The sequence below is a fragment of the Nonlabens sp. Asnod3-H03 genome (assembly GCF_045063665.1).
Lineage (GTDB): Bacteria > Bacteroidota > Bacteroidia > Flavobacteriales > Flavobacteriaceae > Nonlabens > Nonlabens ulvanivorans.
The window spans coordinates 132,379-157,950 of record NZ_JBEFOD010000007.1; the positions used below are offsets into that span (position 1 = coordinate 132,379).

Below are 25,572 nucleotides of genomic sequence, written 5' to 3' on the forward strand. Positions count from 1 at the left end.
TTAAATTTCAAATGTTGTAGGGAAGCATAGCAACACAATATTAAATTAATTACGCTTTCGCGAAAGCGTAAAAAAAAGCCCCTGTAAAAACAGAGGCTTATTAATGATAACTGAAGTAGATACTTAGAACTTTTCAATAACTTCTTGACTTACTCCTGTATTTGAGAATCCACCATCATGAAAGAGGTTTTGCATCGTAACTTTTTTAGTGTAGTCCGAGAATAACGTTATGGAATACTCTGCACATTCTTGCGCCGTAGCATTACCTAAAGGGCTCATTTTTTCGGCATAGCTTATGAAACCATCAAACCCTTTAACTCCTTGTCCAGCTGTGGTAGGTGTAGGAGATTGTGAAATGGTGTTAACACGTACCTTTTTATCTTTACCAAAGAAATAACCAAAGCTTCTAGCAATAGATTCTAGATAAGCTTTATTATCTGCCATGTCATTATAATCTGGAAATGTTCTTTGTGCAGCCATATAAGTTAAAGCTAGGATACTACCCCATTCACTCATAGCATCTTGCTTATACAAGGTTTGCATTACCTTATGAAAAGATACAGCACTAACGTCCCAACCTTTTTGAGTCCAATCATAATTTTGATCTGTGTAGGCTTTTCCTTTTCTCACGTTTACAGACATTCCTATAGAGTGTAAAACAAAGTCAAGCTTCCCACCTAGAATCTCTACTGATTGAGACACTAAGTTTTGAAGATCTTCGAGACTAGTAGCATCGGCCGGTATAATTTGACTACCTGTTTTCTCTGCTAGCTCATTAATGGTCCCCATACGCATTGCGATTGGTGCATTGGTAAGCACAAAGGTTGCACCTTCGGCATGAGCAAGCTCAGCTGTTTTCCAGGCAATAGAGTTCTCATCTAGTGCGCCAAATATAATTCCTCTTTTTCCTTTTAGTAAGTTGTATGACATATCTTAAATATAAGTGACAAATATAAAATTCTTATTGAAGTAATACACGTGCATTTTCCCTTGCGGCATCAGATATTTTTCCACCGCTTAACATTTGCGCTATTTCTTCTACTCTTTCTTCTATATTTAATCTGTAAATGTTTGAAATTGTTTGTTCGTCTTTAACTGCTTTTTTAACAACTAGATGATCATTACCTGCACTTGCAATTTGAGGTAAATGTGTGATAGTAATCACCTGTAAGCTAGTACTCATTTGTTGCATTATAAACGCCATTTTCTCTGCAATAGCACCACTTACACCTGTATCTATCTCGTCAAAAATGATTGTTGGCAAATTCTTATAATTAGATAGCAATGCCTTTATAGCCAGCATCAATCTAGACAATTCACCACCAGAGGCTGCTTTATTTAATGGTAACAGCGCAGTTCCTTTATTTGCGGTAAATCTAAATTCTACTTCATCCATACCGTAAGAATTAAAGCTGTCTTTTTTTTCGATGTTGACTTTAAAAGACGCTTCCGGCATCCCTAGCTGCTTGATAATAACAAGAACTTCTTCTTCTAATAAGGTTGATTGTTGAACACGTTGTTGATGTATCTTATCTCCTAGTTGCTCTAAAGATTTATGAGCTGTATCTAGCTGAACTCTTGCCTGTTTAATCTTTTTAGAGATGTTTTGATTGGTAAAAACCTTATCTGCTAACTCATCTCTCAATACGATAAGTCCATTAACATCCTCTTGATGATGCTTCTTCAGCAGTTGCTCAATTAAGACTAGGCGTTGATTAATGATTTCTAATCTAGCCGGATCAGCCTCGACACTATCCGCTTTACGGGACATTTCTTCACTGAGGTCTTCTAATTCTAAAAAAGTGGTATGAAGCCGTTGATTAGCATTCTCAAAATCAGAATCATATTTTGAAATCTGGGTAAATCTGTTTTTAAGTAATCTTAATTGATCTAACAAACCATTATCATCCTGATCCATCATAGATTGAAATTCCTGTAATACAAGTTGAATCTCCTCTACATTACTTAACTGTTCATTTTCTTGCTCTAGCGCTGTAATATCAAGCTGATCTAGTTGAGCATTATCTAATTCTTCTAATAAAAAATTATTATAATCTGCTTCTTTAGATGACAATTGTTCTTCTTCTACCCATTTATTGAGTTGTGTTTTAAGTGCCTTGTACTGACTCCATTCTATTCTAAAAGAGTCTAATAGAAATGAGGCTGGTTCTTTAGCCTTCTCAGTTAGTTTATTGACAAATGATTGTAAAACATCTATTTGAAAATCATCAGAAGCTAGTTGTAAAGTTTGATGTTGAGAATGAATATCAATTAAACGATTACCAACTTCACTCATTGTAGCAAGTGTAACTGGTGTATCATTAATAAAAGCACGGCTTTTACCTGATGGTAAAATTTCGCGTCTTAAAAAACAAACCGGCTCAACATCTAGGTCATATGATTCTAATAATTCATCTAACGCTAAACTAGACACCTCCACCTGAGCCTCCACAACACATTTACGTGTTGTATCTCTCACAGCGCTTAAATCCGCCCTTTTACCTTGAACTAACCCAAGCGCACCTAATAAAATAGATTTACCAGCACCAGTCTCACCAGTAATCATGGTAAGCCCATTCTTTAAGTCCAAATCGAGGCTATCGATCAGAGCAAAATTCTCAATGTGAATATGTTTAAGCAATTGATTTTAAGACATTAAGCAGTACAAAAGCTGTACTACGTTACAATGTTTAAATCTAGATAATTTAAAACATCTTACCAAAGCTCTAGACCTTAATATTACGCCATTTTGAGGACTGATTAGGCGCTAATTGTTGTAAAGTAGTTTTGAGCTCTCTAATATCGACAGCTGGTCCTCCAGAAAATATACTTAAAATCTCATCTGCCTTAGCATCAAAGAATAACCTCTGTATTAAACTATTGGGCCTTCGGCTGTTAAGAGCTTTTAATTTTAAAATTTCAGCACTGATGAGTAACTTAGCCTTCTTTTGATCCTCTGCAAAAGTATCCATACCCTTACTGTGATATCCATACAACACTTCACGATATTCCTTAAAAGTTTGAGAAAGCATATCATCGTTTAATTGAAAACGAGTTCCCTGCCCATCTGTGGCCTTCCATCCTACAGAATTACTTTGCTGCGCCAGACTAACAATGCGTTGCGCTTCAATATGATACTGTTGACCACCGTTAAGAGCAAACGTATCCCCATCAATCCCCAACATTGTATAAATATAGAATGAGATCAATGATGTTAAGTTATTTTCATACTGATTTGCATTATAAAAAAACGGTGCATACTCTAGATATTCAAATTCAATATTTGAATCTTTAAAATTAAATATAGGAGATGAATAAGAAGAGTTAAAAACAGGTCTAGAAAGGGATATTTGAACATTCCCTTTGAACCGATCATTGTCATAATCAGTAATTACAAAAACAATAGAACAATTAATCTTTTCTTCATCTCTATAATCTTGATCAGTCCACTCCGTATTATTAATAAACTCCTGCATAGAAGTCTCTAAGGTTCTAAAAATAGTCTGATTAGGTTGCGCAACATTCTGCGCATTAACCTGTACCACTGCGTTGAACTCTTGCGCATGAGAAGTCCCCATAACTATCAAGAAGAATAAGGGCAATATTTTAAAGAGTTCTTTTAATAATTTCATTAACGATGTCTTTTGCCACTTCTGTTTTAGGTTTCGTATCAAAAACAGATGTTTTTTGATTCCTATCAATCAGTGTAATTTTATTTGTGTCTTTACCAAATCCTGCACCTTTATCACGAGTAGAGTTTAATACAAGTAAATCTGTATTTTTCTTTTCCGCTTTCGCGAAAGCGTGCTCCAGCTCATTTTCCGTCTCTAGAGCAAAACCGACTAGATAAGGGCGATTTTTCATGGCACCAACACTAGCTAATATGTCAGGATTTTTAACCAACTGAATTGTTAACGTTTCGGACTTCTTTTTTATTTTCTGATCAGCAGGATTTATAGGTTTATAATCAGCCACTGCAGCACTAAATATAGCATAATCTGCTTTATTGATATTTTCATGCACATGATCGTACATTTCTTGAGCAGTCTTAACGTTAATTCTATGAATTAAATGGTTGTCAGTTAATACGTGGCTAGGTCCCATGATTAGAATGACCTGCGCACCTTTAGAAGCCATCTCCATAGCCAGTGCAGCTCCCATCTTACCACTACTATGATTTCCTATAAATCTTACAGGATCAATTGCTTCATAGGTAGGGCCAGCCGTAATAAGACATATTTTTCCCACTAACGGCAATTGTGATTCGATATCTTTTTCAATAAAAGCTACGATATCTTCTGGTTCAGCCATACGACCTTCACCAGTCAAACCACTAGCAAGCTCTCCAGTGCCCGCAGGCACCATTTTATTGCCATAACTAGATAGCTGCTCAAAATTATATTGTGTAGAAGGATGCTTATACATATCAAGATCCATCGCCGGAGCGAAGTAAACCGGACATTTTGCACTACAATAAACAGCTAACAGAAAATTATCAATATTTCCCGAAACCATTTTACTCATGGTATTTGCAGTTGCTGGTGCGATGATCATATAATCTGCCCATAAACCTAACTCAACATGATTATTCCATGTATCATTTTCATCATCTTCATTTGTAAAAGATGATAAAACAGGATTTTTAGATAATGTAGAAAGTGTTAATGGCGTGACAAATTCTCTAGAAGATGGAGTCATCACCACCTTAACAGTGGCGCCCGCTTTTATAAGCAGGCGCACAAGGTAAGTTGTTTTATAAGCAGCAATACCACCGGTTATACCTAGCAATATATTTTTACCACTTAGAACCGAAATCATTAGATTACTCTTCTGATTTAGAAGTATCTCTAAAATATATTTTACCGTCTAACCATTCTTGAACAGCAATCTGGTGAGGCTTAGGTAGACGCTCATAAAATTTAGAAACTTCAATTTGCTCTTTGTTCTCAAAAACTTCTTCAAGAGAATCATTATAGGTAGCAAATTCTTCTAACTTTTCAATAAGCTCTTCCTTTACATCGGTATTAATTTGTTCAGCACGCTTAGCTATGATTGAAATAGCCTCATACATATTACCTGTAGGATTAGTTAAATTATCCCTATTATAAGTAATAGTACTTGCTGGCGCTTTTATGTTTTTAGTATCCATAACTGAAATTAGATGTTATTCTTTATTTTATAATCGTTGATGTTTTCCATGATCTCATCTGCATCCTCACGATACTCACTGGTTGGAAAACGAGAGACAAAGGTATTATAATATTTTGTAGCAAGCTCTAATCTTTCTGGAACTAGCTCATTTCTACTCTTTAAAGCATATAAATATTGTGAATCTATCAGATAAAATTGTGCATCATCCATAAATTCAGAACCAGGATGTTGTACAATGAAGTTTTCAAAACTCTTAATCGCTGGTATATATCTATTACGGTGATGATAATTCTTTGCAATCTCATAAGCCTTTCGATCTAATTTAAATCTCAATTCAGATACTAAACCGTTTGCCTGTTCTGCATACTCTCCATCTGGATATAAATTGATATAGTCTTGCAATTTTGCCAAAGCCCGATCCGTATTCACCTGACTTTTTGAATAAACAGCAGACATATGATAATGACTTTTTGCTCCCATAAAGGCAGCATATTCCCTATTATCACTCGCAGGATGTGATTGCACAAATCGCTCATATTGATATGCACTATTAGGGTAATCTCTAGTTTCATAGAGTGCCTTTGCATATTTAATAGACAACGCTTCAGCTTTATCTGTTCCTCGATACTGCGGTATGATTTGATCAAAAAGATTAACAGCCTTGCTATACTTCTCTCTTTTAAGAAGTGTATCAATCATAGCTAGCTTCACCTCATTGTCGGTAGACTTTAAAGCAGTCTGATAAGGTCCACAGCTTACTGCCATAATCGCTAAAAGAAGTAAAACAATATAGTTTTTCATACTCAATTTTAAATGGTTTGCAAAAGTACAATTTTTATACATATTTTCTTAGTTGTCTATGCAACTAACGTATATAATTGAAATGAAGTATAATGCTTAAGATTAATTAATCTACCTTAAGCCTCATACTGCTTTAAGAATGTATCTATTCTAGACTTTAAGTTTTCATTTACAGGCACCAATGGCAACCTAAGATACTCTTCGATCAACCCTAGAGAAGCTAGCAAAGATTTAATTCCACCAGGATTACCTTGCTCAAAAATCATATCGATACTTGCAGCAATTTTATAATGCAATTCAAACGCCTCTTCAACATCACCATTAAGACCGTAACGCACCATATCACTAAAACCTTGAGGCAATCCTTGACCTATCACTGATATAACTCCAGCTCCACCAGCAAGCACCATGGACAATGTAATCATATCATCACCAGATATCACTAGAAAATCTTTAGGAGTATATTGAATTAATTTCATGGCTTGTACAATATCTCCAGCTGCTTCCTTGATTCCCACTATATTATCAAAATCATGTGCAAGTCGCACAACTGTTTCAACCGCCATGTTAGACGCCGTTCTACCAGGCACGTTATACAAAATAATTGCTTTTTCTGTAGCTGTTGCCACAGCCTTAAAATGCTGGTAAATACCTTCTTGCGTAGGCTTATTGTAAGCTGGCGAAACAGACAAGATGGCTATATAATCGTTTAAATCTGTGTTTTTAACTTCTTCAACTACAGCAGCCGTATTACTACCACCTATACCCAACACCATAGGCAATCTTCCAGCATTTGCTTTAGTTATCGTTGATTTTACAGCCTCTTTTTCTTCAAGAGTTAAAGTTACACTCTCTCCGGTAGTACCTAATACTACTAAATAATCAATTCCATTATCAATTTGATAATTCACCACTTGCTCTAATGCGCTGTGATCTACCTCACCAGCGGCAGTAAAAGGTGTAATCAATGCTACACCAGTTCCTATTAAATCTTGCATTTTATTGAGTTAATATTTTTAAATACTTTTTTAATTCTATTATCAATCCTTTATAATCCTTAAGATCAACACTTATGGAAAGATCAAAAAGAGATTCATTATCACTACCATAAGCCACCTTTAAACCAGACGGCAACGCCAGACTCACATAGTCTATCAAATCATTATCAGTATTAAAATGATTGATCTGTAAATCAAACGTTTTACTTAGTAATTCCTTTGTTTCAGAATCAGTAATACCACCAGACCATTTGATTAATTTTCGATCAATTAAATGAGCGTCAGTTATAGTAGATTTCTTTTTATCATTTACGTAAGCTATACATGTTACCGCATCTTCTTTTATCCCTAACTCTTCTGCCCATTTTAAAAAAGGACTTATGTCAGAAACCTGCTGACCGTCATATATCACCACAAGCGATTGAGGCCATTTAATAGACGGCCTAACTTGCTCCTTTTGCAATTTCTGCAGTTCTTTGCGCAACCAGCGGCGCTTAATTCCGTTAAAAATCATGTACTTTTACTAACTGTACAAATGTAGCACAATAGGACATGAAAACATCTATTTATAAGCGACTGGGAAAGGCTTTTTTCTATCTCGCTTTCGCGAAAGCGTTATTAATCACAACCTCTTGCAAATCAGATCATTTACAACTTACTAAAATATCGAGCTCGCAGACTCATATCGACAGCACGCTACAAAGCGTCGTACAAATAGATGAGTACATCGCACCGTTCAAAAAATCGTTAGACGCTCAAATGGATGAACAATTAAGCTTCAATCCTGCTTCCATGAATAAAAACGATTATAAGTACAACACTCCTATCGGTAACATGCTCGCAGCAATCGTACGTGAACAAGGAGCTCCTATTTATAAATCTCGTACAGGGAAAGACATAGATGTAGTTTTACTAAATCATGGTGGTATTAGAGCAGGAATGCCTGCCGGACCAGTAACAATGAGAAGGGCTTATGAAATCATGCCATTTGACAATGAAATAACCATCGTTGAACTTACTGGCGAAAAGATGAATGAATTAATCAATTACATCATCGATCGTAAAAAAGCCCATCCATTTGACGGAATGCAAATTATTTTAAACGCAGACAACAGCGTTAATATGGTTACTATACAAAACAAGCCGCTAGATAAAGATAAAATATATACCGTAGCAACTAGCGATTACTTGTATAGCGGTGGTGATGATATGAGCTTTTTTAAAGATGCGCCTATGGTGAAAATAGATTACAAAATACGTAATGCAACTATAGATTACTTCAAGAAAGTGGACACAATTAAATTTGAACGTGACAACCGATTTGAGGTTATCGATTAATAAGCAAGAAAATGGAAAGAAGAAAATTTATACGCAATACAAGTGCTGGAATGGTAGCTGGTGCGGCTCTATGGTCTAACTACGCTCTTGCAAATGGTATTCTTACAGGACCAGAATTAGAACCTGGAACTAAAAAAATCACCATTTTACATACTAACGATACACACTCACACATTGAACCTATTTCTGGCGGTCGTAACGACAGTCGTGGTGGTGTTGCTCGCAGGGCTGCTGTGATTAATAAAGTACGGACAGAAAACCCCAATACTTTATTGCTGGACTGCGGTGACATATTTCAAGGTACTCCATATTTCAATTTCTATGGCGGTGAGCTTGAGATTAAATTGATGTCTATGATGGGATATGATGCTGCCACCATAGGGAATCACGATTTTGATAACAGTATAGAAGGCCTGTATAAGCAATTACCTAATGCAGATTTTGACTTTGTGATCTCCAATTACGACTTCTCAAACACCATCATGGATGGACACACTAAACCCTATAAAGTAATGGTCAAAGATGGTGTGCGCATCGGGCTATTCGGTGTAGGAATAAAACTAGACGGATTAGTAGACCCAAAAATGTATAAGGAAACCGTTTACAATGACCCTATAGAAGTCGCAAAAGACCAAATTAAAACACTGCGTGAAACAGAAAAATGCGATCTAGTAATTTGCATGTCGCATTTAGGTTATTCATATAGAGGTGACAGAGTATCTGACTTATCACTTGCAGCAGCCACATCAGGTATAGATCTTATCATAGGTGGGCACACACATACTTTTCTGGACGCACCAGAAATCGTTAAAAATGCCGCTGGTAAAGATGTTATGGTGAATCAAGTAGGCTGTTATGGGATCAATCTCGGTCGTATTGACTTTTACTTTAAAGAAGGAAAGATCGATAAAGGCGTTGATGTAGTTTATGAAATATAAACATCTTCCACCAATAAACACCCCTTAAAAACAGACCACTATTAAAAAAAACTAATCCTAAAAACAAAACTTACCCTAAAAAAATAGGGGCTGTTGATAAAATAAAATATATTTTAAATCTTCATACCCTATATTTGAAAACTAATCCAAAGTTTTTCCAATGGGCAAAAAGGTCAATTTTATAGTTTTAGCTGTTTTAGTTCTTATCAGTTTAACATTTAGCAATCCCTATACAGAAAATGGTGATATGAGCGCCATTGATAGTGGCGATACTGCATGGATGTTAATCGCTTCAGCATTTGTATTATTAATGACGCCAGGACTTGCCTTTTTCTATGGTGGTATGGTGAATAAAAAATCCATGATTTCCACGATGCTGCAAAGCTTTGTAGCTTTAGGAGTAGTTAGTATAATATGGGTAATTGTAGGTTTCTCACTTGCCTTTGGAGAAAGCTATTATGGAATCATAGGAAATCCGATGACTTATTTTAATTTTAAAGATGTAGGTCTTGCTCCTAACCCAGATTTTGCAGGAACTGTACCTTTTTTAGTATTTGCTTTATTCCAGCTCAAGTTTGCCATTATCACACCTGCCTTAATCACAGGTAGCTTTGCAGAACGTGTCCGTTTTAGAAGCTATATCTTGTTTATGGTATTGTTTACTATTTTCATCTACACGCCTTTAGCACACATGACTTGGCATCCTGACGGATTATTGCGCAATCTAGGAGTACTAGATTTTGCCGGCGGAACAGTAGTTCACATGAGTGCAGGATTTGCAGCTCTTGCAGGAGCAGTTTATTTAGGAAAACGTAAAAAAATCACACACGACCCAGCAAATGTGCCGTACATTATTTTAGGAACTGGACTGCTATGGTTTGGATGGTTCGGTTTTAACGCTGGTAGTGCGTTAGCCGCAAATGCAGATGCCGCCATAGCCTTTGCCAATACGAATATCGCTAGTGCCACCGCCATGATCACCTGGATGTTTTATGAACGTTTCTCAAATCGCAAAATGAGTGCTGTAGGCGCATGTATCGGTGCTATTGTCGGACTGGTTGCCATTACTCCAGCAGCTGGGTTTGTTACTATTTCACAAAGTATATTTATAGGATTTGCTACTGCGATTACTAGTAATATCGCTATTTCATTATTTTCTAAAACCGGTATTGACGATACACTAGACGTTTTCCCTAGTCATGGAGTTGGCGGAATAGTAGGTATGATTCTGACTGCTGTTTTTGCAAAAGATGTTGGACTCGTCCACGGCGAGACAGAAACCTTTATGTGGCATATCATAGCACTTATAGGTGTTTCTGTATTTACCTTCGGTGGTAGTTTGTTATTCTATAAACTGGTTGATATATTGATACCTATAAGAGTAAGAGACGATCAAGAAGAGCGCGGACTAGATGCTAGCCAGCATGGTGAAGAAGTTAGTTAGATCTAGTGATACCTTTTTCGGGAAAAGCTGCGTCATAGATGAATGCAGATTCATCTATTTCTGTAAAACAACTTATCACCTTGGCTTGATCACTATAAATCAACTTATCATTCTCATCAAGTCTGATGTATAAAATGTAAATTTCCTCGCCACCACCGCACATTCCTCGGCCATTGCCACCAGGTTTAGACGGTACAGAAATATCTAATAGTAGATGATTGACATCGTCTACTATTTTATGGCCTATAACATCAACAGCGTAAGCATAGGAGAAATCTAAAGCTCCTAAATCTAAAACAATTTGTTCATCTCTAGTCAGGTAAACCTCTTGACTTCCTAGTTCCCAAAATTGCTCATGTGGATTACCTTCAAACCAAGTTTTTAATATCGTATTAGAATTACTTTTATGCCATTTTAAATCATTGAAAATACCATTCACTGCAGTAGTTTCAAAGACCTCATCATAATTTAATACTTGACAAGCATACTCTTCATCAACTTCAGTTTCAAAATCACCGTCATATTTGGCATAAATTTTAAAGGAATCTTCTTCAGGATATGCTGAGTAATAAAAAAGGATAGGAATAGACTCTGTACTATTATCATATTTATACCAGCCTGAGAATTCTTGCTCATATTCACAATAACCATTGCTTTCCACATACATAGTAATGGGATATTCATCGATGAATCCATGTAATAACATCGTATTATTAGGGATGATTTTTGAAGAATAGGTTTGCGCTTTCGCGAAAGCGAAACTTAACAACACCACAAATACCAATACCTTTTTCATATTTTAAATCATTGCCAGAAACTCTTGCTCGCTAATCATCGTTATACCCAATTTCTCTGCTTTTTCAAGTTTAGACGGTCCCATTTTATCACCACGGATCAAATAGTCCGTTTTACTAGAGATAGAACTAGAGTTCTTACCACCGTTATCCTCTACCAGTTTCTTTAAATCATTTCTAGACATTTTAAAAACACCTGAAATCACAAAACTTTTACCAGATAACTTGTCAGTCTGGCCTTCTAATTGCTCTTCACTCAATGCAAATTGTAGACCAGCATTTTTTAAGCGTTCTACTATCGCCATTTGATCCTCATTCTGGATGAACTCCACTAGAGATTGAGCAATACTTTCTCCTATTTCTGGAACAGCGGTTAATTCTTCCATCTTCTTATCTGCGGCACTCGAAACATCAGCAAATAAATCGATAGAAGTCTTTTCTGGTTCTGCTGGCATATTAAATAACGAGTCAATATTTTTATAATGTTTAGCTAGTTTTTTAGCTATTGTTTCGCCTACATATCTAATTCCTAGCCCGAACAGCACACGCTCAAAAGGCACTTGCTTACTAGCCTCTATTCCATTAATCATATTCTCGGCACTTTTTTGTGCCATGCGTTCTAGCGGTAGAACCTGCTCCACCGTTAGATCGTACAAATCTGCATAGTTGTTGATGAAACCTGCGTCGACTAACTGACCTACAGTCTCTGCTCCTATCCCATCAATATCCATCGCTTTGCGAGAAATAAAATGCTCAATCCTACCTTTCACTTGTGGTGGACAGGCCAAGTCGTTAGGGCAGTAATGCTTTGCATCTCCTTCGGTACGTACCAACTCTGTATTACATTCTGGGCAGTGCGTTGCATAAACAGTAGGAGTGGAGTTTTCTGGTCGTTTAGTTAAATCTACAGCAACTATTTTAGGAATGATCTCACCACCTTTTTCTACATATACCTCATCGCCTACTCTTATATCTAGTTTTTCTATCTGATCTGCATTGTGAAGGCTTGCACGTCTTACCGTAGTTCCAGATATTTCTACAGCTTCTAGATTGGCTACTGGTGTGATAGAGCCAGTACGACCTACTTGATAGGTAATTTCCTCTAGTCTCGTCGATACTTGCTCAGCCGCAAACTTATAAGCCATCGCCCATTTAGGAGCTTTGGCAGTAAAGCCTAACTCATCTTGTTGATCAAGCGAATTCACTTTTATCACAACACCATCGGTTTCATATGGTAGCTCTTTGCGAGCTACATCCCAGTGATTGATGTACTCAAATACTTCTTCTATGGAGTTGACTAATCTACTTTCTTGAGGTGCTTTAAAACCCCATTTTCGCGCAAGCATTAAAGAATCAAACTGACTTTTTACTGGTAGATTTTCACCAGCAAGTTGATATAGCAAACAATCTAATGGTCTTTTTGCCACCTCAGCACTATCCTGTAGTTTCAAGCTACCACTAGCCGTATTACGCGGATTGCGATATAAATCCAGTCCTTGCTCTGCACGTTCTTCATTCATTTTATGAAATCCATCCCAAGGCAGCACAATCTCACCACGTATTTCAAATTTGTCAGGTACATCATCTCCTTTTAATTGCAATGGCACTGATTTAATGGTACGCACATTGGCCGTGACCTCATCACCTTGATTTCCATCACCACGAGTTACTGCTTGAACAAACTTTCCGTTTTCATAATGCAAACTTATGCTAGCACCATCATATTTAAGCTCGCAAGTGTACTGAATTTCGCCATCTACTATTTTTTTGATACGCGTTTCCCAATCGCGCAAATCCTCTATGGAATAAGAATTATCCAGCGAGTACATGCGATTGATATGCTTAACGGTATTGAAATTTTTAGTAACCTCACCACCTACACGTACAGATGGACTGGTCGCGTCATAGAACTCTGGATGAGCAGCTTCTAGCGTTTTTAACTGCTCCAGTTTCTTATCAAACTCAAAGTCTGATATGGTAGGATTATCGTTAACGTAGTAATTATAATTGTGGTCGCGCAACTCATCACGCAAGGATTGTATTTGTTCTTTTGGACTCATAGAAAATGTGCTATCTTCTGCTCAAATTTTAAGATTCTAAAATACAATAATGAGCGCTAGATTTCTAATTCTTTGTAGTTTGATATTAACACTGTTTTCATGTGCTGAGCCTCAGGTAAAATTATTAAGTCCGTCCATTATTCCTGCACCTCAATCCTTACAAGTAAATGCTGGACACTTCACTATTAATGAAGAAACTACGCTGAGTAATAACGACGATTTTACAGCTTCTTACAACTTCCTTAACAACTTTCTAGAACACGCAACAGGTCGGACATGGAAAACAAAATACAGCGAGACTAACTCGATAATTTTGGAATACGATGACAGTATTTCATCAAAAGAAGGATATTCGATTGAAAGTAACGAGCATAATATAACTATAAAAGCCAGTACCGACGCAGGCGCTTTCTACGCAGTACAATCTCTCCTACAATTAATGCCTGTCGATATAGCGCACCGCACAGAAATTCACATTCCAGCAGTCACGATAAAAGACGAGCCAAGTTTTAAATATCGCGGGATGCACCTCGATGTGTCACGACATATGTACGATGTTGATTTTATCAAAAAATACATCGACGCGATGGCCATGCTCAAGATGAACAACTTCCACTGGCATCTTACAGACGACCAAGGCTGGCGTATTGAAATTAAGAAATATCCTCGTCTTCAAGAAGTGGCTGCCTTTCGAGACTCCACGCTGGTTGGTCATTATAATGACACACCACACCAGTATGACGGTAAACGCTACGGCGGTTTTTATACGCAAGAAGAAGTTCGTGAGGTGATCGCTTTCGCGAAAGCGAGACACATCAACGTCATTCCAGAAATAGAAATACCTGGTCATGCACAAGCCGCTATCGCTGCCTATCCAGAATTGGGTTGTACTGGAGAAAATGTCCAAGTCGCTATGAAATGGGGCGTTTTTGAAGACATCTACTGCCCTAGCGAAGAAACTTTTACATTCCTAGAAAACGTACTGGACGAAGTGATGGAATTATTTCCATCCAAATACATTCACATAGGTGGCGATGAGGTGCCTAAAACACAATGGAAAAGCAGTCCCATAGCACAGCAAGTCATTAAAGAAAATGGATTAACTGATGAGTATGAATTACAATCCTATTTCATCCAGCGCATGGAAAAATATCTCAATTCTAAAGGTCGCCAAATCATAGGATGGGATGAAATTCTAGAAGGTGGACTTGCGCCTAATGCTACAGTTATGAGCTGGCGTGGCACCAAAGGAGCTGTCGAGGCAGCAAAAGCTGGTCACGATGTAATCATGACACCTACTTCGCACGCTTATTTTGATTACTATCAAAGTGAAAATGATGATGAACCACTAGCGATAGGCGGATTTTTACCGCTTGAGAAAGTGTATCATTTTAACCCAATTCCTGTAGAACTAAACGATGAAGAAGCTATTCATGTTTTAGGAGTTCAAGGAAATGTATGGACAGAATATATGACGACCAGTGAGCAAGTAGAATACATGGCTTTTCCACGCATGCTGGCGATGAGCGAAGTTGCATGGAGTGCAGACGAAAATAAAAACTATGACAGTTTTATAAATCGCGTGGAATTTTTTCATAAACGATTAGATGAGATGGATATCAACTATGCCAACCATTTATATGAAATTGAAGGAACCTTAAATGAAGGTCAAGCATATGAGTTAAGCACCAAAACTATCGGAAAAGAAATAAGATTTACAACTGATGGGTCTGATCCTGACTCATCTTCTACGGTTTATGATTCTCCTATTCCTTTTACTGCAGATATGACTTTAAAAGCTCAAGTATTTGAAGATGACGATTCACTCGGTCGTTTATTTACTCAAGAGTTTCTCTACCATAAAGGTGTAGGCGCGACAATTAGTATCAATAAAGAGCCACATAAATCTTATCCCGGAAGTGGTGCTAATGGATTGATCAACGGAATTAAAGGAAGTGACTCTCGATATGGCGATAGTGAATGGTTAGGATTTTGGGGAGAAGATATTGAAATCGAAATCAATTTTAAAGAACCAGTTGAGATCAATGAGATTGAGTTACGATTTTATAATGCGCCTGGTCAGTGGATTTATTCACCTGAAAGATATGAAATGGTTTTGAAGACAGATTTTGATGAAACTGTAATTGACAGAATGGATGTAAAAAATAATTCCAATAGCATTTTTGAAGTGAATCATAAATTATTCACTCCAAAGGCATTTACACCAAAATATAAAAAAATGACAATTAAAATCCCAAATTACGGCATCATTCCAGACGGCCATCAAGGTGCTGGAAACAAAGCATGGACTTTTATAGACGAAATCATCATTAAATAGTATGTTACTAGAAATCTGCGCATCCAATTATCAAAGCGCCATAAACGCTCAAAAAGCTGGTGCGCACCGCATAGAATTATGCAGCGAGCTTGCAGTAGGTGGCATCACACCTAGTTATGGATTGCTTAAAAAAGTAATGGAAGAATTGACTATTCCAGTCATGGTATTGATACGTCCACGTTCTGGGAATTTTGTGTACAGCGATGCCGATTTTGATATCATGAAGCGTGATATTGAATTGTGTAAAGAATTAGGTTGCGCTGGAATTGTATCTGGTGTATTGACTGCTGATTTTAAAATTGACATCAGGCGTACAAGTGAATTGATAGAACTCGCCAGACCATTACCTTTTACCTTTCATAGAGCTTTTGATCATATCACAAATCCAGAACAAGCCGTTGTGGATTTAGTGAATTTAGGCGCAAAACGTATTCTTACTTCTGGACAGCATTCTAAAGCCATAGACGGAATAGAAAACTTAAAGCGTTATCAAGAAATTGCAAGTAATGAGTTAATCATTATGCCTGGTGGTGGAATTAATGCTGGAAATTGTTCCGCTTTCGCGGAAGCGGAATTCAAAGAAATCCACGCCAGTGCAACAGAAATCATTGAGCAAACTCACGAAGAAAAAGTTCCTATGAATTCGCCTAAATTTCTTCAAGAAAACATAGAAGTGATTTCTAATTCAGAGAATATAACGGCTATCTTTAAAAACCTTGAAAATGAGGATTAGTTTATTATTAGTTTTAGTGATATTCATAAGCTCTTGTAAAGAAGAACGTCCTAATGTAGAACGCCAGTATTTAGAGAGCAACTGGTCGCTATTAAAAGAAGCCGACTATAGTTTGATATCAGATTCGGTTCAAGTGCCTTCTTCCGTTCATAAAGAGTTGTTGCCTTTTATCAAACATCCTTTTCAAGGAAATAATGAAGATAGTTTACAATGGATTACAGAGGAAAACTGGATCTACGAAACGGTTTTCACGGTTGATAAAGAAACACTTGCCAAAAAACACATTACTTTAAATTTTGAAGGAATAGACACTTATGCTAGTATAGAATTGAATGGTCATGAAATTCTTGAAACAGACAATGCTTTTCTCAACTGGCAAGTAGATGTAAAAGCATTTCTTGAAGAAGAAAATGAGCTTTACGTTACTATAAAATCACCTATAGAAATTGAAGAACAAAAAGCCGAAGCAAATCCATATACCTTACCAGAAGGCAACCGAGTTTACACGCGTAAAGCACAATATCAATACGGTTGGGATTGGGGACCAAAACTCAATACCATGGGAATTTGGAAACCGGTTTATTTAGAGGCTTATGACGATTTTAAAATCGATGATGTTTACATCAAACAGAATTTTGTACAAGATTCTACGGCAAATCTCACGGCACAAATTAAGTTATCTAAACCTCTACAAGAACAGGTTACTTACCAAATTAAGGTAAATGACAGCCTATATCCGTTTAAAATTACCGACTCTTTATCTGTTTCCAACAAAGATGCAACGCAAGAAATCCATTTTGAGATTCCGCAAGTGCAGCTTTGGTGGCCGTACAACATCGGTGAGCCTTATTTATATGATATAGAAGTTTTGGTTTCTACAAATGATGAACTCATCGATTCTAAAAAGCTTAAAACTGGAATTAGAACCATAGAATTAGTGAACGAACCTGACGAGCACGGAACTTCATTTTTCTTCAAGGTAAATGATGTACCTGTTTATATGAAAGGTGCTAATTACATTCCGCAAAACTCGATGCAAGATCTGGTTACTGATGATCATTATGAAAAGTTGCTGAGTGATGTCAAGGAAGCTAACATGAACATGCTTCGTGTTTGGGGCGGAGGCATTTATGAGAACGATATTTTTTATGAGAAATGTGATGAGAAAGGCATCCTGGTTTGGCAAGACTTTATGTTTGCTTGTGCGATGTATCCTGGTAATGCACGCTTTCGCGAAAGCGTAACTAACGAGATCACTCAGCAAATCACTAGGTTGAGAAACCACAGCAGTATTGCGCTATGGTGTGGTAATAATGAAACTAGTGAGGCGTGGCACAATTGGGGCTGGCAAGAAGGAAGATCTCAAGCCGAACGCGATAGTATCTGGGAAGATTATCGAGCCGTATTTCAAATCGCAATGCCTAAATATGTGAGCGAACTTACCAAAGAGCCTTACTGGGAAAGCTCGCCAGAATACGGTCGTGGGAATCCTAAATATGAATTTGAAGGCGATGCGCACGACTGGCGCGTGTGGCATGATGCATACCCATTTGAGCATTTTGAAAAGCACGTGCCTCGATTTATGAGTGAGTTTGGTTTTCAGTCTCATCCATCTTATGAGGCGATACGATATATTAATAAAAATGGAACGGTTAATATCCAATCAGAGGATTATGCCTCGCATCAAAAACACCCTCGTGGAAATGAGTTGATACGAGAATATATGGAGCGCGATTTTCCTGTACCGACTAATGATGAAGATTACGTTTATATAAGTCAGCTATTACAAGCTTATGGAATGTCCAAAGGAATTCAAGCGCACCGCAGAGAAAGACCTTACAACATGGGAACGCTTTACTGGCAACTCAATGATTGCTGGCCTGCAGTAAGCTGGTCCAGTATTGATTACTTTGGTAACTGGAAAGCCTTACATTATCAAGTGAAACGTGATTTTGAGAATGTGTTGATTAGTAATGTAGTGGAAAATGATACATTGAAAACTTATGTGGTGAATGATAATCTTGAGACACTAAAGGAAAATTTGGAAATTATTATTAAAGATTTCAACGGTAATGTTTTAGTTGATCATAAGATTGAAAGTCGTCATTCAGCCGTTCCTGCTACATTAAGCAGAGAAATTAGCTTTATAGCTTTGAAAACTTTGAACATTAATTTGACAGATACTTATGTCGTTTCTAAATTTGGCAATCAAACAGTGATTTCATTTCTAGAACGACCTAAAAATTTAAAACTGCTACCAGCAAAAATTGAAATGACCACTAAACAAATAGAAAACGGTTTTGAAATTACGATAGAAAGCGATGTATTTGCAAAAGATGTTTTTCTTTATACAGATAATAAAGGTCATTTCATAGACAACTTTTTTAGTCTAGAACCTAATGCAAAAAAGACCATCATCTTTGAGACTGATAGTGATGAAGAGCCTGATTTTAGGTATAAGACTTTGAATGGGTTGATGAAGAATTAAGCCAATGCTAAGTTCCGTCTTGCGCAACTGACATTACCAAAAACTTGTCATTCTGAACTTGTTTCAGAATCTGACGGTAATGAAAACCTAAGACTTGTATGAACTAATAGCCTTATACCGCTGTAATTAGGAGACGCTGAAATAAATTCAGCGTGACAACTTTTAATTAAGGTCTATTTTCAAATTCAAGTTGAAGTTCATTCTCTCCAACACTTCATCATTCTATAATTTCCATTCAAATCTTTATAAACTTCAGATTCAAAACCTAACTCTGTGGCGAGTGCTTTCATTTCTTCTGGTAAGTATTGATTGATTTCAAAGTATAGTATTCCGTTAGGTTGTAAAGCGTTTTTAGACAGCTCCATGATTTTACGATAGAAAATTAATGCATTATCATCTTCTACAAAAAGCGCTAGATGTGGTTCATTTTCTAATACGTTATCATGTATTTCTTTCTTCTCTAAATCCCTCACATACGGTGGATTGCTCACGATGATATCATATTTCTCAGACAATTCATCTAAAGCCAAGACATCTTGCAGAATCGTTTTAACTGGGGTTTTTAAATGATTTGCATTTGATTGAGCAATAACGAGTGCTTCTTCAGAAACATCCATCAATGTGATTATACAATCAGGCTTTGCTGCTTTAAGTGATAATCCTATACATCCAGTTCCTGTTCCTATGTCTATAATATTCAAATAAGATTCTGCTTTATGATCTTTGATGATCATATCAACCAGTTCTTCTGTTTCCTGACGCGGAATCAACGTATGTTCATTAACCATAAACTCATGACCATAAAAATGAGCTTTTCCGGTGATGTATTGAACAGGTTTTGAAGTACGCAGTTCTCTTAACGACTTTTGTAATATTTCTTCTTGAAGATGACTCAGTTCTTCTCGATCCTTGATCATAAAATCAGAGCGTGACCAGTTCAATAAGTCTTCACAAACGATTTGAAGAATGCTGTGGATCTCATTTTCTGGATATATTGGAGCCAGTTGTTCTTGATAAAGGGATTTTACTTGATTCAATGTCATTTTGTAAAGGTAAATATGATATCTGGTATTAAAACATTAATTCAATAATAACAGCTTTGTTCATTTTTGCCATTGCCGCAAAAACGAACCAAAAAAGTCTAGACTGTGGAACACCTGTCTAAAAATTTCAATGTGCTCACTAAGGAAAACACCAAGATCTATGAATTACAAAATCTTGGACTAGAAAACATATCTGGCAATTAATTATTATTGAGAGATTCTTTTCCTTTTAACGTTTCACACATTATCATTTTTTACAACAGACTTTCCAATGCCTTTTTAAAAACTATCATTTTATTATTAAAAATCAGTTTTTACTTTTTTGGCTGTCCATCTTTCCCATGGGGAGCTTTATTTTGATCGATTCCTTCTTTAACAGATCCACCTATATCAATGAAACTCCAGATAAAGGAACCAATTTTTATGAGTGGCCAAAATAAAATTCGTGAAAATATTTCTGCCATATCAGAATTTTAAAATCATCTGAACAGGACAAGAGAAATGACCTGTATCACCTAATGGACCATCAAGTAATTTAAAACCGACGTGTTTATATAAACCTTGGGCATCGTACATATTATCCATAGTCTCTAGGTAAACACTTTCAAATTTGAATTCTTTGGCTCGTTCTAGGCAAATCATCATTAATTTCTTACCGTAACCTTTACCGCGTACTTCAGGTTTAAAATACATCTTTTGAAGTTCGCTCACATTACCGTTGTAATTATCTAGTGGTGCGATTCCTGCGCCACCTACCACTACTCCATCGACTTCTATCACGTAGTAAGTTCTGCGAGGTTTTTGATATTGTTCATACATCGTTTGTGTTGCCGCATCGCTGTAGGCGGTTCCTATTTTGGGTGCACCATGTTCTAAAATAGAAGCTTGGATAATCTCTTTGATAGCTTGATTATCTTCAGGAAGAATTTTGCGAATTTTCATAAAGCGAAGTTAGAAATATGAGCTTCAATTTTATTTAATAAATTCTAAAAGATTTTAGCCCTAGAAATTAATTAGACAAGTTTGCGCTGAATTTATGGAAGTACTAGGTGTAATTAATCGTATTTATTTAAATTTTCAAAACTGAACTTTGACTACACTTGGACATGCTCAATGTGACAGCACTCTACTCAATCTAAATGTTTAATACTGAGCTTTAAATTTAAGTTTAAGTATAAGTTTATATTTTTATTAGTCACTTACCTTTGCTATAGATGACTACAGAAGAAAAATACATGCAACGCTGCTTGCAACTGGCGCAAAATGGATTGGGAACGACGTATCCTAATCCGCTAGTAGGAAGCGTGATTGTTTCAGAAAATGATGAGATTATAGGTGAAGGATGGCATCTCAAATCTGGAGAACCGCATGCTGAGGTAAACGCTGTAAGCGATGCAGAAAAAAAGGGCTATGATGGAGACGCTTTCGCGAAAGCGACATTATACGTCAATCTAGAACCATGCTCACATACTGGTAAAACACCACCATGTGCATCAATGATCGTCCAAAAAGGCTTTAAAAAAGTAGTCGTAGGAACGTTAGATCCACATGATAAAGTTGCCGGAAAAGGTGTTGCCTTATTAAAAGAAGCTGGGATTGAAGGCGTAGTAGGTATCTTAGAAAAAGAATGTAACGAACTCAATAAACGATTCTTCACGTTTCACAGAAAACAACGTCCCTACATCATCTTAAAATGGGCCGAAACCTCTGATGGTTTTATTGCACCAGAAACTAAGAACGAACAAAAACCAATTTGGATTACTAATCCATATTCTAGACAACTATCGCATCAACTGAGAGCCCAAGAAAATGCCATTTTAGTAGGCGCTAAAACAGTTATCGATGACAACCCATCGCTTACCTGTCGCGACTGGAATGGAGAAAACCCTTTGCGAGTTGTTCTAGATTCTAGAAATAGCATCACATCTGACTATCAAGTTATGGATGATGCTGCGGTCACTTTAAAACTTGAACTCAGTTCTTCTGACACGCTAGAGATTCTCAATAGTCTTTATCAAAATGACATTCAATCTGTTATTATAGAAGGAGGAACTACTACCATTCAATCATTTATTGATGCTGGTTTATGGGATGAAGCGTATCAATTTATGGGAACTGATGTTCTTTTTCATCAAGGTTTACAAGCTCCTGTTTTAAGTGGTGATTACTCTTTGCATTCTAGAAAAATGATAGCAAACGATGTGCTTAAAATATATAGAAAAAAATGATTTGGCTCGTATTAAGTATTACGGTTTCAAGCTTTTTATATGTGATTTTTAAATACTTTGAAGTATTTAAAATCAACACACTACATGCTATAATCATTAATTATATAGTGGCTTGTATTACTGGTTTTGTTGCTTATGGTAGTGTACCAAATTTTGAGCAAATTATAAATGCAGACTGGTTGTATTATGCCCTATTTTTAGGAGCTCTGTTTATCTTCATCTTCAATATTATGGCACTTACCAGTCAAAAAAATGGACTGTCGGTAGCTGCCGTCGCAGGTAAAATGTCACTGGTTATACCGGTTATTGCAGGCATATGGCTCTATGACGAGTCCATAGGCTGGATGAAAATAATCGGAATCTTACTTGCTCTAATCTCTGTTTATTTGACCTCTGTTAAAACAAAAGATGGTATACAGCTAGATAAACGATTACTTATATTTCCGATCATATTATTCCTAGGTAGCGGTATAATAGACACCACACTTAAGTATGCCGAAAAGATGCATGTGCCAGATGGCGAAGAACCTCTTTTTAGTGCGATGTGTTTTGCAATGGCTTTTATAATAGGAATTATAATTCTTATTTATGAAGCTTCTCAAAAACGTTTATTGACTATGCGCAGTATAATTGGCGGAATTGCATTAGGAATACCTAACTATTTTTCTATTTATTTCATCATTAAAACTCTTAAAAACGGAATGGAAAGTAGTGTGGTTTATCCTATAAATCACGTGGGAACAGTACTCTTCACATCTTTGTTAGGTATTGTCATTTTTAAGGAAAAACTGATTCCTAAAAATTATATAGGAATAGTGGTAGCCATTGTAGCTATTGTGATGATTGCTTTCGCGAAAGCGTAAAAAAAAAGCTTCCCTGTTAAGAAAAGCTTTTGATATAGTAAAGTTGGTATTGCTTATTGTCTTTCAAAATCTGCAAACCCATCAATTAAAATCTCTATGGAAGCACCACCAGTAGTTTGCGTAGACAACCCATTGATATCAATTGATAAATCTGTGGTATTTAAAGTGGTAATAGTTAGTGTTGTTGTATCATCAAAAGGAGTCACATTACTAGGTGATGCGCTATTGAATCTTAATATGTCACCTGTAACGGTATAGGTTCCTAAGTCGTTAAAAGTATTAGTTTGATTACCTTGAGAAACACCTTGATTAATCACTTCAAACTCTAGATCACCCGTTATAGCGTATGTTCCGTCTGCATTAAAAGTCATTATAGCGTTTGAACTTACATATTCTACCGATCCTGTTATCGATACTGGTGTCCCAGAAACAGTAGTAGTCGTTGTTGTATTAGTTTCTACATCTGTATATAACCAGTTACCTACTAACAATGCAGTATCTACATTACCACCACCAGTACCACCAGCAACAGGATTTAATCCTGGATCAAGAGCCTCTGTTTCACAACTAGTTAAGGCTACAACTGAAATTAAGATGATAAATAACTTTTTCATTTTTTGGTTTTTAGGTTACATTGCAAATGAAATAGATTCTCATGATAAAACTTACATTCACTAATTCTTTACCAAAACTTTAACATTGGCAGATTCTTACAAAACTATTATAAAACCTACCGAGGAAATTCTTTTTAAAGAAAAGGGAAGTAAGTTTTATGGTTATGCTTTTCCCTTAAAGAGTGATCACGAGGTTAATGAGTTAATCGCACCATTGCGTAATAGACATCCCAAAGCTGGACATCATTGTTATGCATGGAAATTAGGTGCCGATGATCACAATTATAGAGCAAATGATGATGGAGAACCTAGTCATAGTGCAGGTGATCCTATATTAGGACAAATCAACTCTTATGAATTGAGCGACATATTAGTGGTGGTTTCAAGAATCTTTGGAGGTACAAAGCTAGGTGTAGGCGGATTGATTAGTGCTTATAGAGAAACTGCCAAATTAACATTAGATACTGCAGATATAAGGTTAAGAACCATTACGGCTGCTGTAGAAATTAGCTTTGAATATCCACAAATGAGTCAAGTCATGCGATTTATTGATGAAGGTAAATACAATATAATCTCTCAAAACTTAACTGTTAGTTGTATTATAACGATAGCAGTACCACAATCACAGCAAGAATCTATTACCGAAGTTATTAATAAAATGTATCCTATTAAGGCTAAAGCTCTAGACTAGGGTACTAACCATTTACCTTTCCAATCGTTGTCCTTATCAAAAATAGCTCTTAAATGATGAGGCCTTTTAAGCTTCAATGCTTCCCACTGATCTGGAACAAATTTTAGTGCCAGAAAATGATTTTCATCGCGCTCTCTATAATCAACATGGTCTGGATTTAAGATAGATGTACCAGGAGCTTGTATAGTGGTATAGTCTTTAATAGCTTTTTCACCAACTTTTTGAAATAGCCTTTTAGTTTCAATTGGATCTTCAATCGGATACAGTTTACCATTGAGTTTAAGTTGCAATAATTTTTTAGGATGATAAGCTAGAAGACAAGCTTGTGCATTATCATTTAACTGTTTTACTTTATCAGTGCGTGAGTCTGTAAATATGATGCAATCTAAATTATCATGTATCTCTCTCAAAACAACCGTTCTCGATTGCGGTTTTAAATCACCATCAATTGTTGATAACGTTATGTATTTGAAAGGATGATTGCGTTTAGAGAGAGCACTTTTAAATTCGGCTTTCAATTCTTCAAAAAAATTATTTAACATCACAATAGCTTAAATAGTAAAGAGTAATAAATTGTGTTTTTTTAGAGCACCTATCTCCCATCGAACAATAATTTACATGCTATAAGAAAATCAGGAAGAGGTTTCATTGGTCTAAAATTTAATGCATTTGTAAACACCAGAGTTAAATCTGCTGTAGCACAGATTACACCATCTTGATTTACAATTTCGTACTCAAATTCCACTCTAGTTGTAGGAGGTTTCTTAAGGGTGGTTTTGACAGTAATTTCCTCTCCAAACTTCATCGGATTTTTATACTTGATATCGATTTGATAAACCGGTAAAAGGACTTTATTTTCTTCCATTCGTTTATAGGAGAAACCTAGAGCATCCAACCATTCGAGTCTTGCTTGCTCCATGTAAATCAAATAGTTAGAATGATGAATAATTCCCATTTGATCGGTTTCTACATATCTGGTAGTAATTTTTGTAAGTGTACTCTTCATTCTATTTATAATAATTATTGTATATTCAGTGAGAAGAAAAAAGG

At 36.4% G+C, this 25,572-nt stretch carries 25 protein-coding genes; 9 read left to right on the top strand and 16 right to left on the bottom strand.

Annotated elements, in window-relative coordinates:
* Positions 1-123: 123 nt before the first annotated feature.
* The 8 genes from ACJJVI_RS02065 to ACJJVI_RS02100 form a co-directional block, all read right to left on the bottom strand.
* Positions 124-930, bottom strand: coding sequence for an enoyl-ACP reductase (locus ACJJVI_RS02065; RefSeq protein ID WP_036584523.1), 807 nt, complete (start codon positions 928-930; stop codon positions 124-126).
* A gap of 31 nt (positions 931-961) precedes the next feature.
* Entirely contained in the window at positions 962-2,641 is a 1,680-nt protein-coding gene (recN, locus tag ACJJVI_RS02070) for a DNA repair protein RecN (RefSeq protein ID WP_348022348.1), read from the bottom strand.
* 85 nt (positions 2,642-2,726) lie between these two features.
* Positions 2,727-3,632, bottom strand: coding sequence for a DUF4835 family protein (locus tag ACJJVI_RS02075; RefSeq protein ID WP_348022349.1), 906 nt, complete (start codon positions 3,630-3,632; stop codon positions 2,727-2,729).
* Entirely contained in the window at positions 3,607-4,815 is a 1,209-nt protein-coding gene (gene coaBC, locus ACJJVI_RS02080; protein ID WP_405350291.1) for a bifunctional phosphopantothenoylcysteine decarboxylase/phosphopantothenate--cysteine ligase CoaBC, read from the bottom strand. The genes ACJJVI_RS02075 and coaBC overlap by 26 nt, the downstream gene beginning before the upstream one ends.
* Positions 4,816-4,822: 7 nt before the next feature.
* Positions 4,823-5,149, bottom strand: a complete 327-nt coding sequence (locus tag ACJJVI_RS02085) for a DNA-directed RNA polymerase subunit omega (protein WP_006795545.1) — start codon at positions 5,147-5,149, stop codon at positions 4,823-4,825.
* A gap of 8 nt (positions 5,150-5,157) precedes the next feature.
* On the bottom strand, positions 5,158-5,952 hold the full coding sequence (locus ACJJVI_RS02090) for an outer membrane protein assembly factor BamD (protein WP_036584515.1): 795 nt from the start codon (positions 5,950-5,952) through the stop codon (positions 5,158-5,160).
* A gap of 116 nt (positions 5,953-6,068) precedes the next feature.
* Positions 6,069-6,950 carry a 4-hydroxy-tetrahydrodipicolinate synthase gene (dapA, locus tag ACJJVI_RS02095; RefSeq protein WP_405350041.1) on the bottom strand — a complete coding sequence of 294 codons (882 nt, stop codon included), beginning with the start codon at positions 6,948-6,950 and terminating at the stop codon, positions 6,069-6,071.
* Between the two features lies 1 nt (position 6,951).
* Positions 6,952-7,464 carry a DUF6913 domain-containing protein gene (locus ACJJVI_RS02100; protein ID WP_042270121.1) on the bottom strand — a complete coding sequence of 171 codons (513 nt, stop codon included), beginning with the start codon at positions 7,462-7,464 and terminating at the stop codon, positions 6,952-6,954.
* Positions 7,465-7,502: 38 nt separating this feature from the next.
* Here ACJJVI_RS02100 and ACJJVI_RS02105 point away from each other — a divergent pair, with 38 nt between their 5' ends.
* From ACJJVI_RS02105 to ACJJVI_RS02115, 3 genes are all read left to right on the top strand, one after another.
* Positions 7,503-8,288, top strand: coding sequence for a 5'-nucleotidase C-terminal domain-containing protein (locus ACJJVI_RS02105; protein ID WP_405350043.1), 786 nt, complete (start codon positions 7,503-7,505; stop codon positions 8,286-8,288).
* Between the two features lie 11 nt (positions 8,289-8,299).
* Entirely contained in the window at positions 8,300-9,226 is a 927-nt protein-coding gene (locus ACJJVI_RS02110) for a bifunctional metallophosphatase/5'-nucleotidase (protein ID WP_405350044.1), read from the top strand.
* Between the two features lie 160 nt (positions 9,227-9,386).
* Entirely contained in the window at positions 9,387-10,670 is a 1,284-nt protein-coding gene (locus ACJJVI_RS02115; RefSeq protein WP_036584501.1) for an ammonium transporter, read from the top strand.
* On the opposite strand, the gene ACJJVI_RS02120 is transcribed toward ACJJVI_RS02115, so the two are convergent.
* Together ACJJVI_RS02120 and ligA are read right to left on the bottom strand one after the other, a co-directional pair.
* The gene (locus tag ACJJVI_RS02120) at positions 10,663-11,466 is read right to left on the bottom strand and encodes a hypothetical protein (protein WP_405350046.1); all 804 of its coding nucleotides are present in this window, start codon (positions 11,464-11,466) and stop codon (positions 10,663-10,665) included. The genes ACJJVI_RS02115 and ACJJVI_RS02120 overlap by 8 nt on opposite strands.
* A gap of 3 nt (positions 11,467-11,469) precedes the next feature.
* Positions 11,470-13,524 (bottom strand): NAD-dependent DNA ligase LigA, encoded by a 2,055-nt coding sequence (ligA, locus tag ACJJVI_RS02125; RefSeq protein WP_405350048.1) that lies wholly within the window; start codon positions 13,522-13,524, stop codon positions 11,470-11,472.
* A 49-nt stretch (positions 13,525-13,573) separates the two neighbouring features.
* Between ligA and ACJJVI_RS02130 the strand changes: the two genes are divergently transcribed.
* From ACJJVI_RS02130 to ACJJVI_RS02140, 3 genes are read left to right on the top strand one after another with little or no spacing between them, the layout of a single operon-like run.
* Positions 13,574-15,862 carry a beta-N-acetylhexosaminidase gene (locus tag ACJJVI_RS02130; RefSeq protein ID WP_405350050.1) on the top strand — a complete coding sequence of 763 codons (2,289 nt, stop codon included), beginning with the start codon at positions 13,574-13,576 and terminating at the stop codon, positions 15,860-15,862.
* A gap of 1 nt (position 15,863) precedes the next feature.
* On the top strand, positions 15,864-16,595 hold the full coding sequence (locus tag ACJJVI_RS02135; RefSeq protein ID WP_405350052.1) for a copper homeostasis protein CutC: 732 nt from the start codon (positions 15,864-15,866) through the stop codon (positions 16,593-16,595).
* Positions 16,585-19,083 (top strand): glycosyl hydrolase 2 galactose-binding domain-containing protein, encoded by a 2,499-nt coding sequence (locus ACJJVI_RS02140; RefSeq protein ID WP_405350054.1) that lies wholly within the window; start codon positions 16,585-16,587, stop codon positions 19,081-19,083. Before ACJJVI_RS02135 ends, ACJJVI_RS02140 begins: the two co-directional genes overlap by 11 nt.
* Before the next feature lie 197 nt (positions 19,084-19,280).
* Here the strand turns inward: ACJJVI_RS02140 and prmC are convergent, their stop codons facing one another.
* The 3 genes from prmC to ACJJVI_RS02155 form a co-directional block, all read right to left on the bottom strand.
* Positions 19,281-20,126 (bottom strand): peptide chain release factor N(5)-glutamine methyltransferase, encoded by an 846-nt coding sequence (gene prmC, locus ACJJVI_RS02145; protein ID WP_405350055.1) that lies wholly within the window; start codon positions 20,124-20,126, stop codon positions 19,281-19,283.
* Positions 20,127-20,440: 314 nt separating this feature from the next.
* Positions 20,441-20,590, bottom strand: a complete 150-nt coding sequence (locus ACJJVI_RS02150; protein ID WP_405350057.1) for a hypothetical protein — start codon at positions 20,588-20,590, stop codon at positions 20,441-20,443.
* A gap of 1 nt (position 20,591) precedes the next feature.
* On the bottom strand, positions 20,592-21,068 hold the full coding sequence (locus tag ACJJVI_RS02155; protein WP_405350058.1) for a GNAT family N-acetyltransferase: 477 nt from the start codon (positions 21,066-21,068) through the stop codon (positions 20,592-20,594).
* A 272-nt stretch (positions 21,069-21,340) separates the two neighbouring features.
* On the opposite strand from ACJJVI_RS02155, the gene ribD reads away from it, so the two are divergent.
* Together ribD and ACJJVI_RS02165 are read left to right on the top strand one after the other, a co-directional pair.
* Positions 21,341-22,354: a bifunctional diaminohydroxyphosphoribosylaminopyrimidine deaminase/5-amino-6-(5-phosphoribosylamino)uracil reductase RibD gene (gene ribD, locus ACJJVI_RS02160; RefSeq protein ID WP_405350060.1), complete on the top strand. Its 1,014-nt coding sequence runs from the start codon at positions 21,341-21,343 to the stop codon at positions 22,352-22,354.
* Positions 22,351-23,217, top strand: coding sequence for an EamA family transporter (locus ACJJVI_RS02165; RefSeq protein ID WP_042296208.1), 867 nt, complete (start codon positions 22,351-22,353; stop codon positions 23,215-23,217). The genes ribD and ACJJVI_RS02165 overlap by 4 nt, the downstream gene beginning before the upstream one ends.
* A gap of 53 nt (positions 23,218-23,270) precedes the next feature.
* Here the strand turns inward: ACJJVI_RS02165 and ACJJVI_RS02170 are convergent, their stop codons facing one another.
* Positions 23,271-23,831, bottom strand: coding sequence for a hypothetical protein (locus ACJJVI_RS02170; protein ID WP_036584475.1), 561 nt, complete (start codon positions 23,829-23,831; stop codon positions 23,271-23,273).
* A gap of 85 nt (positions 23,832-23,916) precedes the next feature.
* Here ACJJVI_RS02170 and ACJJVI_RS02175 point away from each other — a divergent pair, with 85 nt between their 5' ends.
* Entirely contained in the window at positions 23,917-24,522 is a 606-nt protein-coding gene (locus ACJJVI_RS02175; RefSeq protein ID WP_042270099.1) for a YigZ family protein, read from the top strand.
* Here ACJJVI_RS02175 and ACJJVI_RS02180 read toward each other — a convergent pair.
* Together ACJJVI_RS02180 and ACJJVI_RS02185 are read right to left on the bottom strand one after the other, a co-directional pair.
* A complete protein-coding gene (locus ACJJVI_RS02180; RefSeq protein WP_405350063.1) occupies positions 24,519-25,064 on the bottom strand; it encodes a pyridoxamine 5'-phosphate oxidase family protein in 546 nt (181 codons plus the stop codon). The genes ACJJVI_RS02175 and ACJJVI_RS02180 overlap by 4 nt on opposite strands.
* A 50-nt stretch (positions 25,065-25,114) precedes the next feature.
* Positions 25,115-25,528 carry an acyl-CoA thioesterase gene (locus ACJJVI_RS02185; RefSeq protein WP_405350064.1) on the bottom strand — a complete coding sequence of 138 codons (414 nt, stop codon included), beginning with the start codon at positions 25,526-25,528 and terminating at the stop codon, positions 25,115-25,117.
* Positions 25,529-25,572 lie beyond the last annotated feature (44 nt).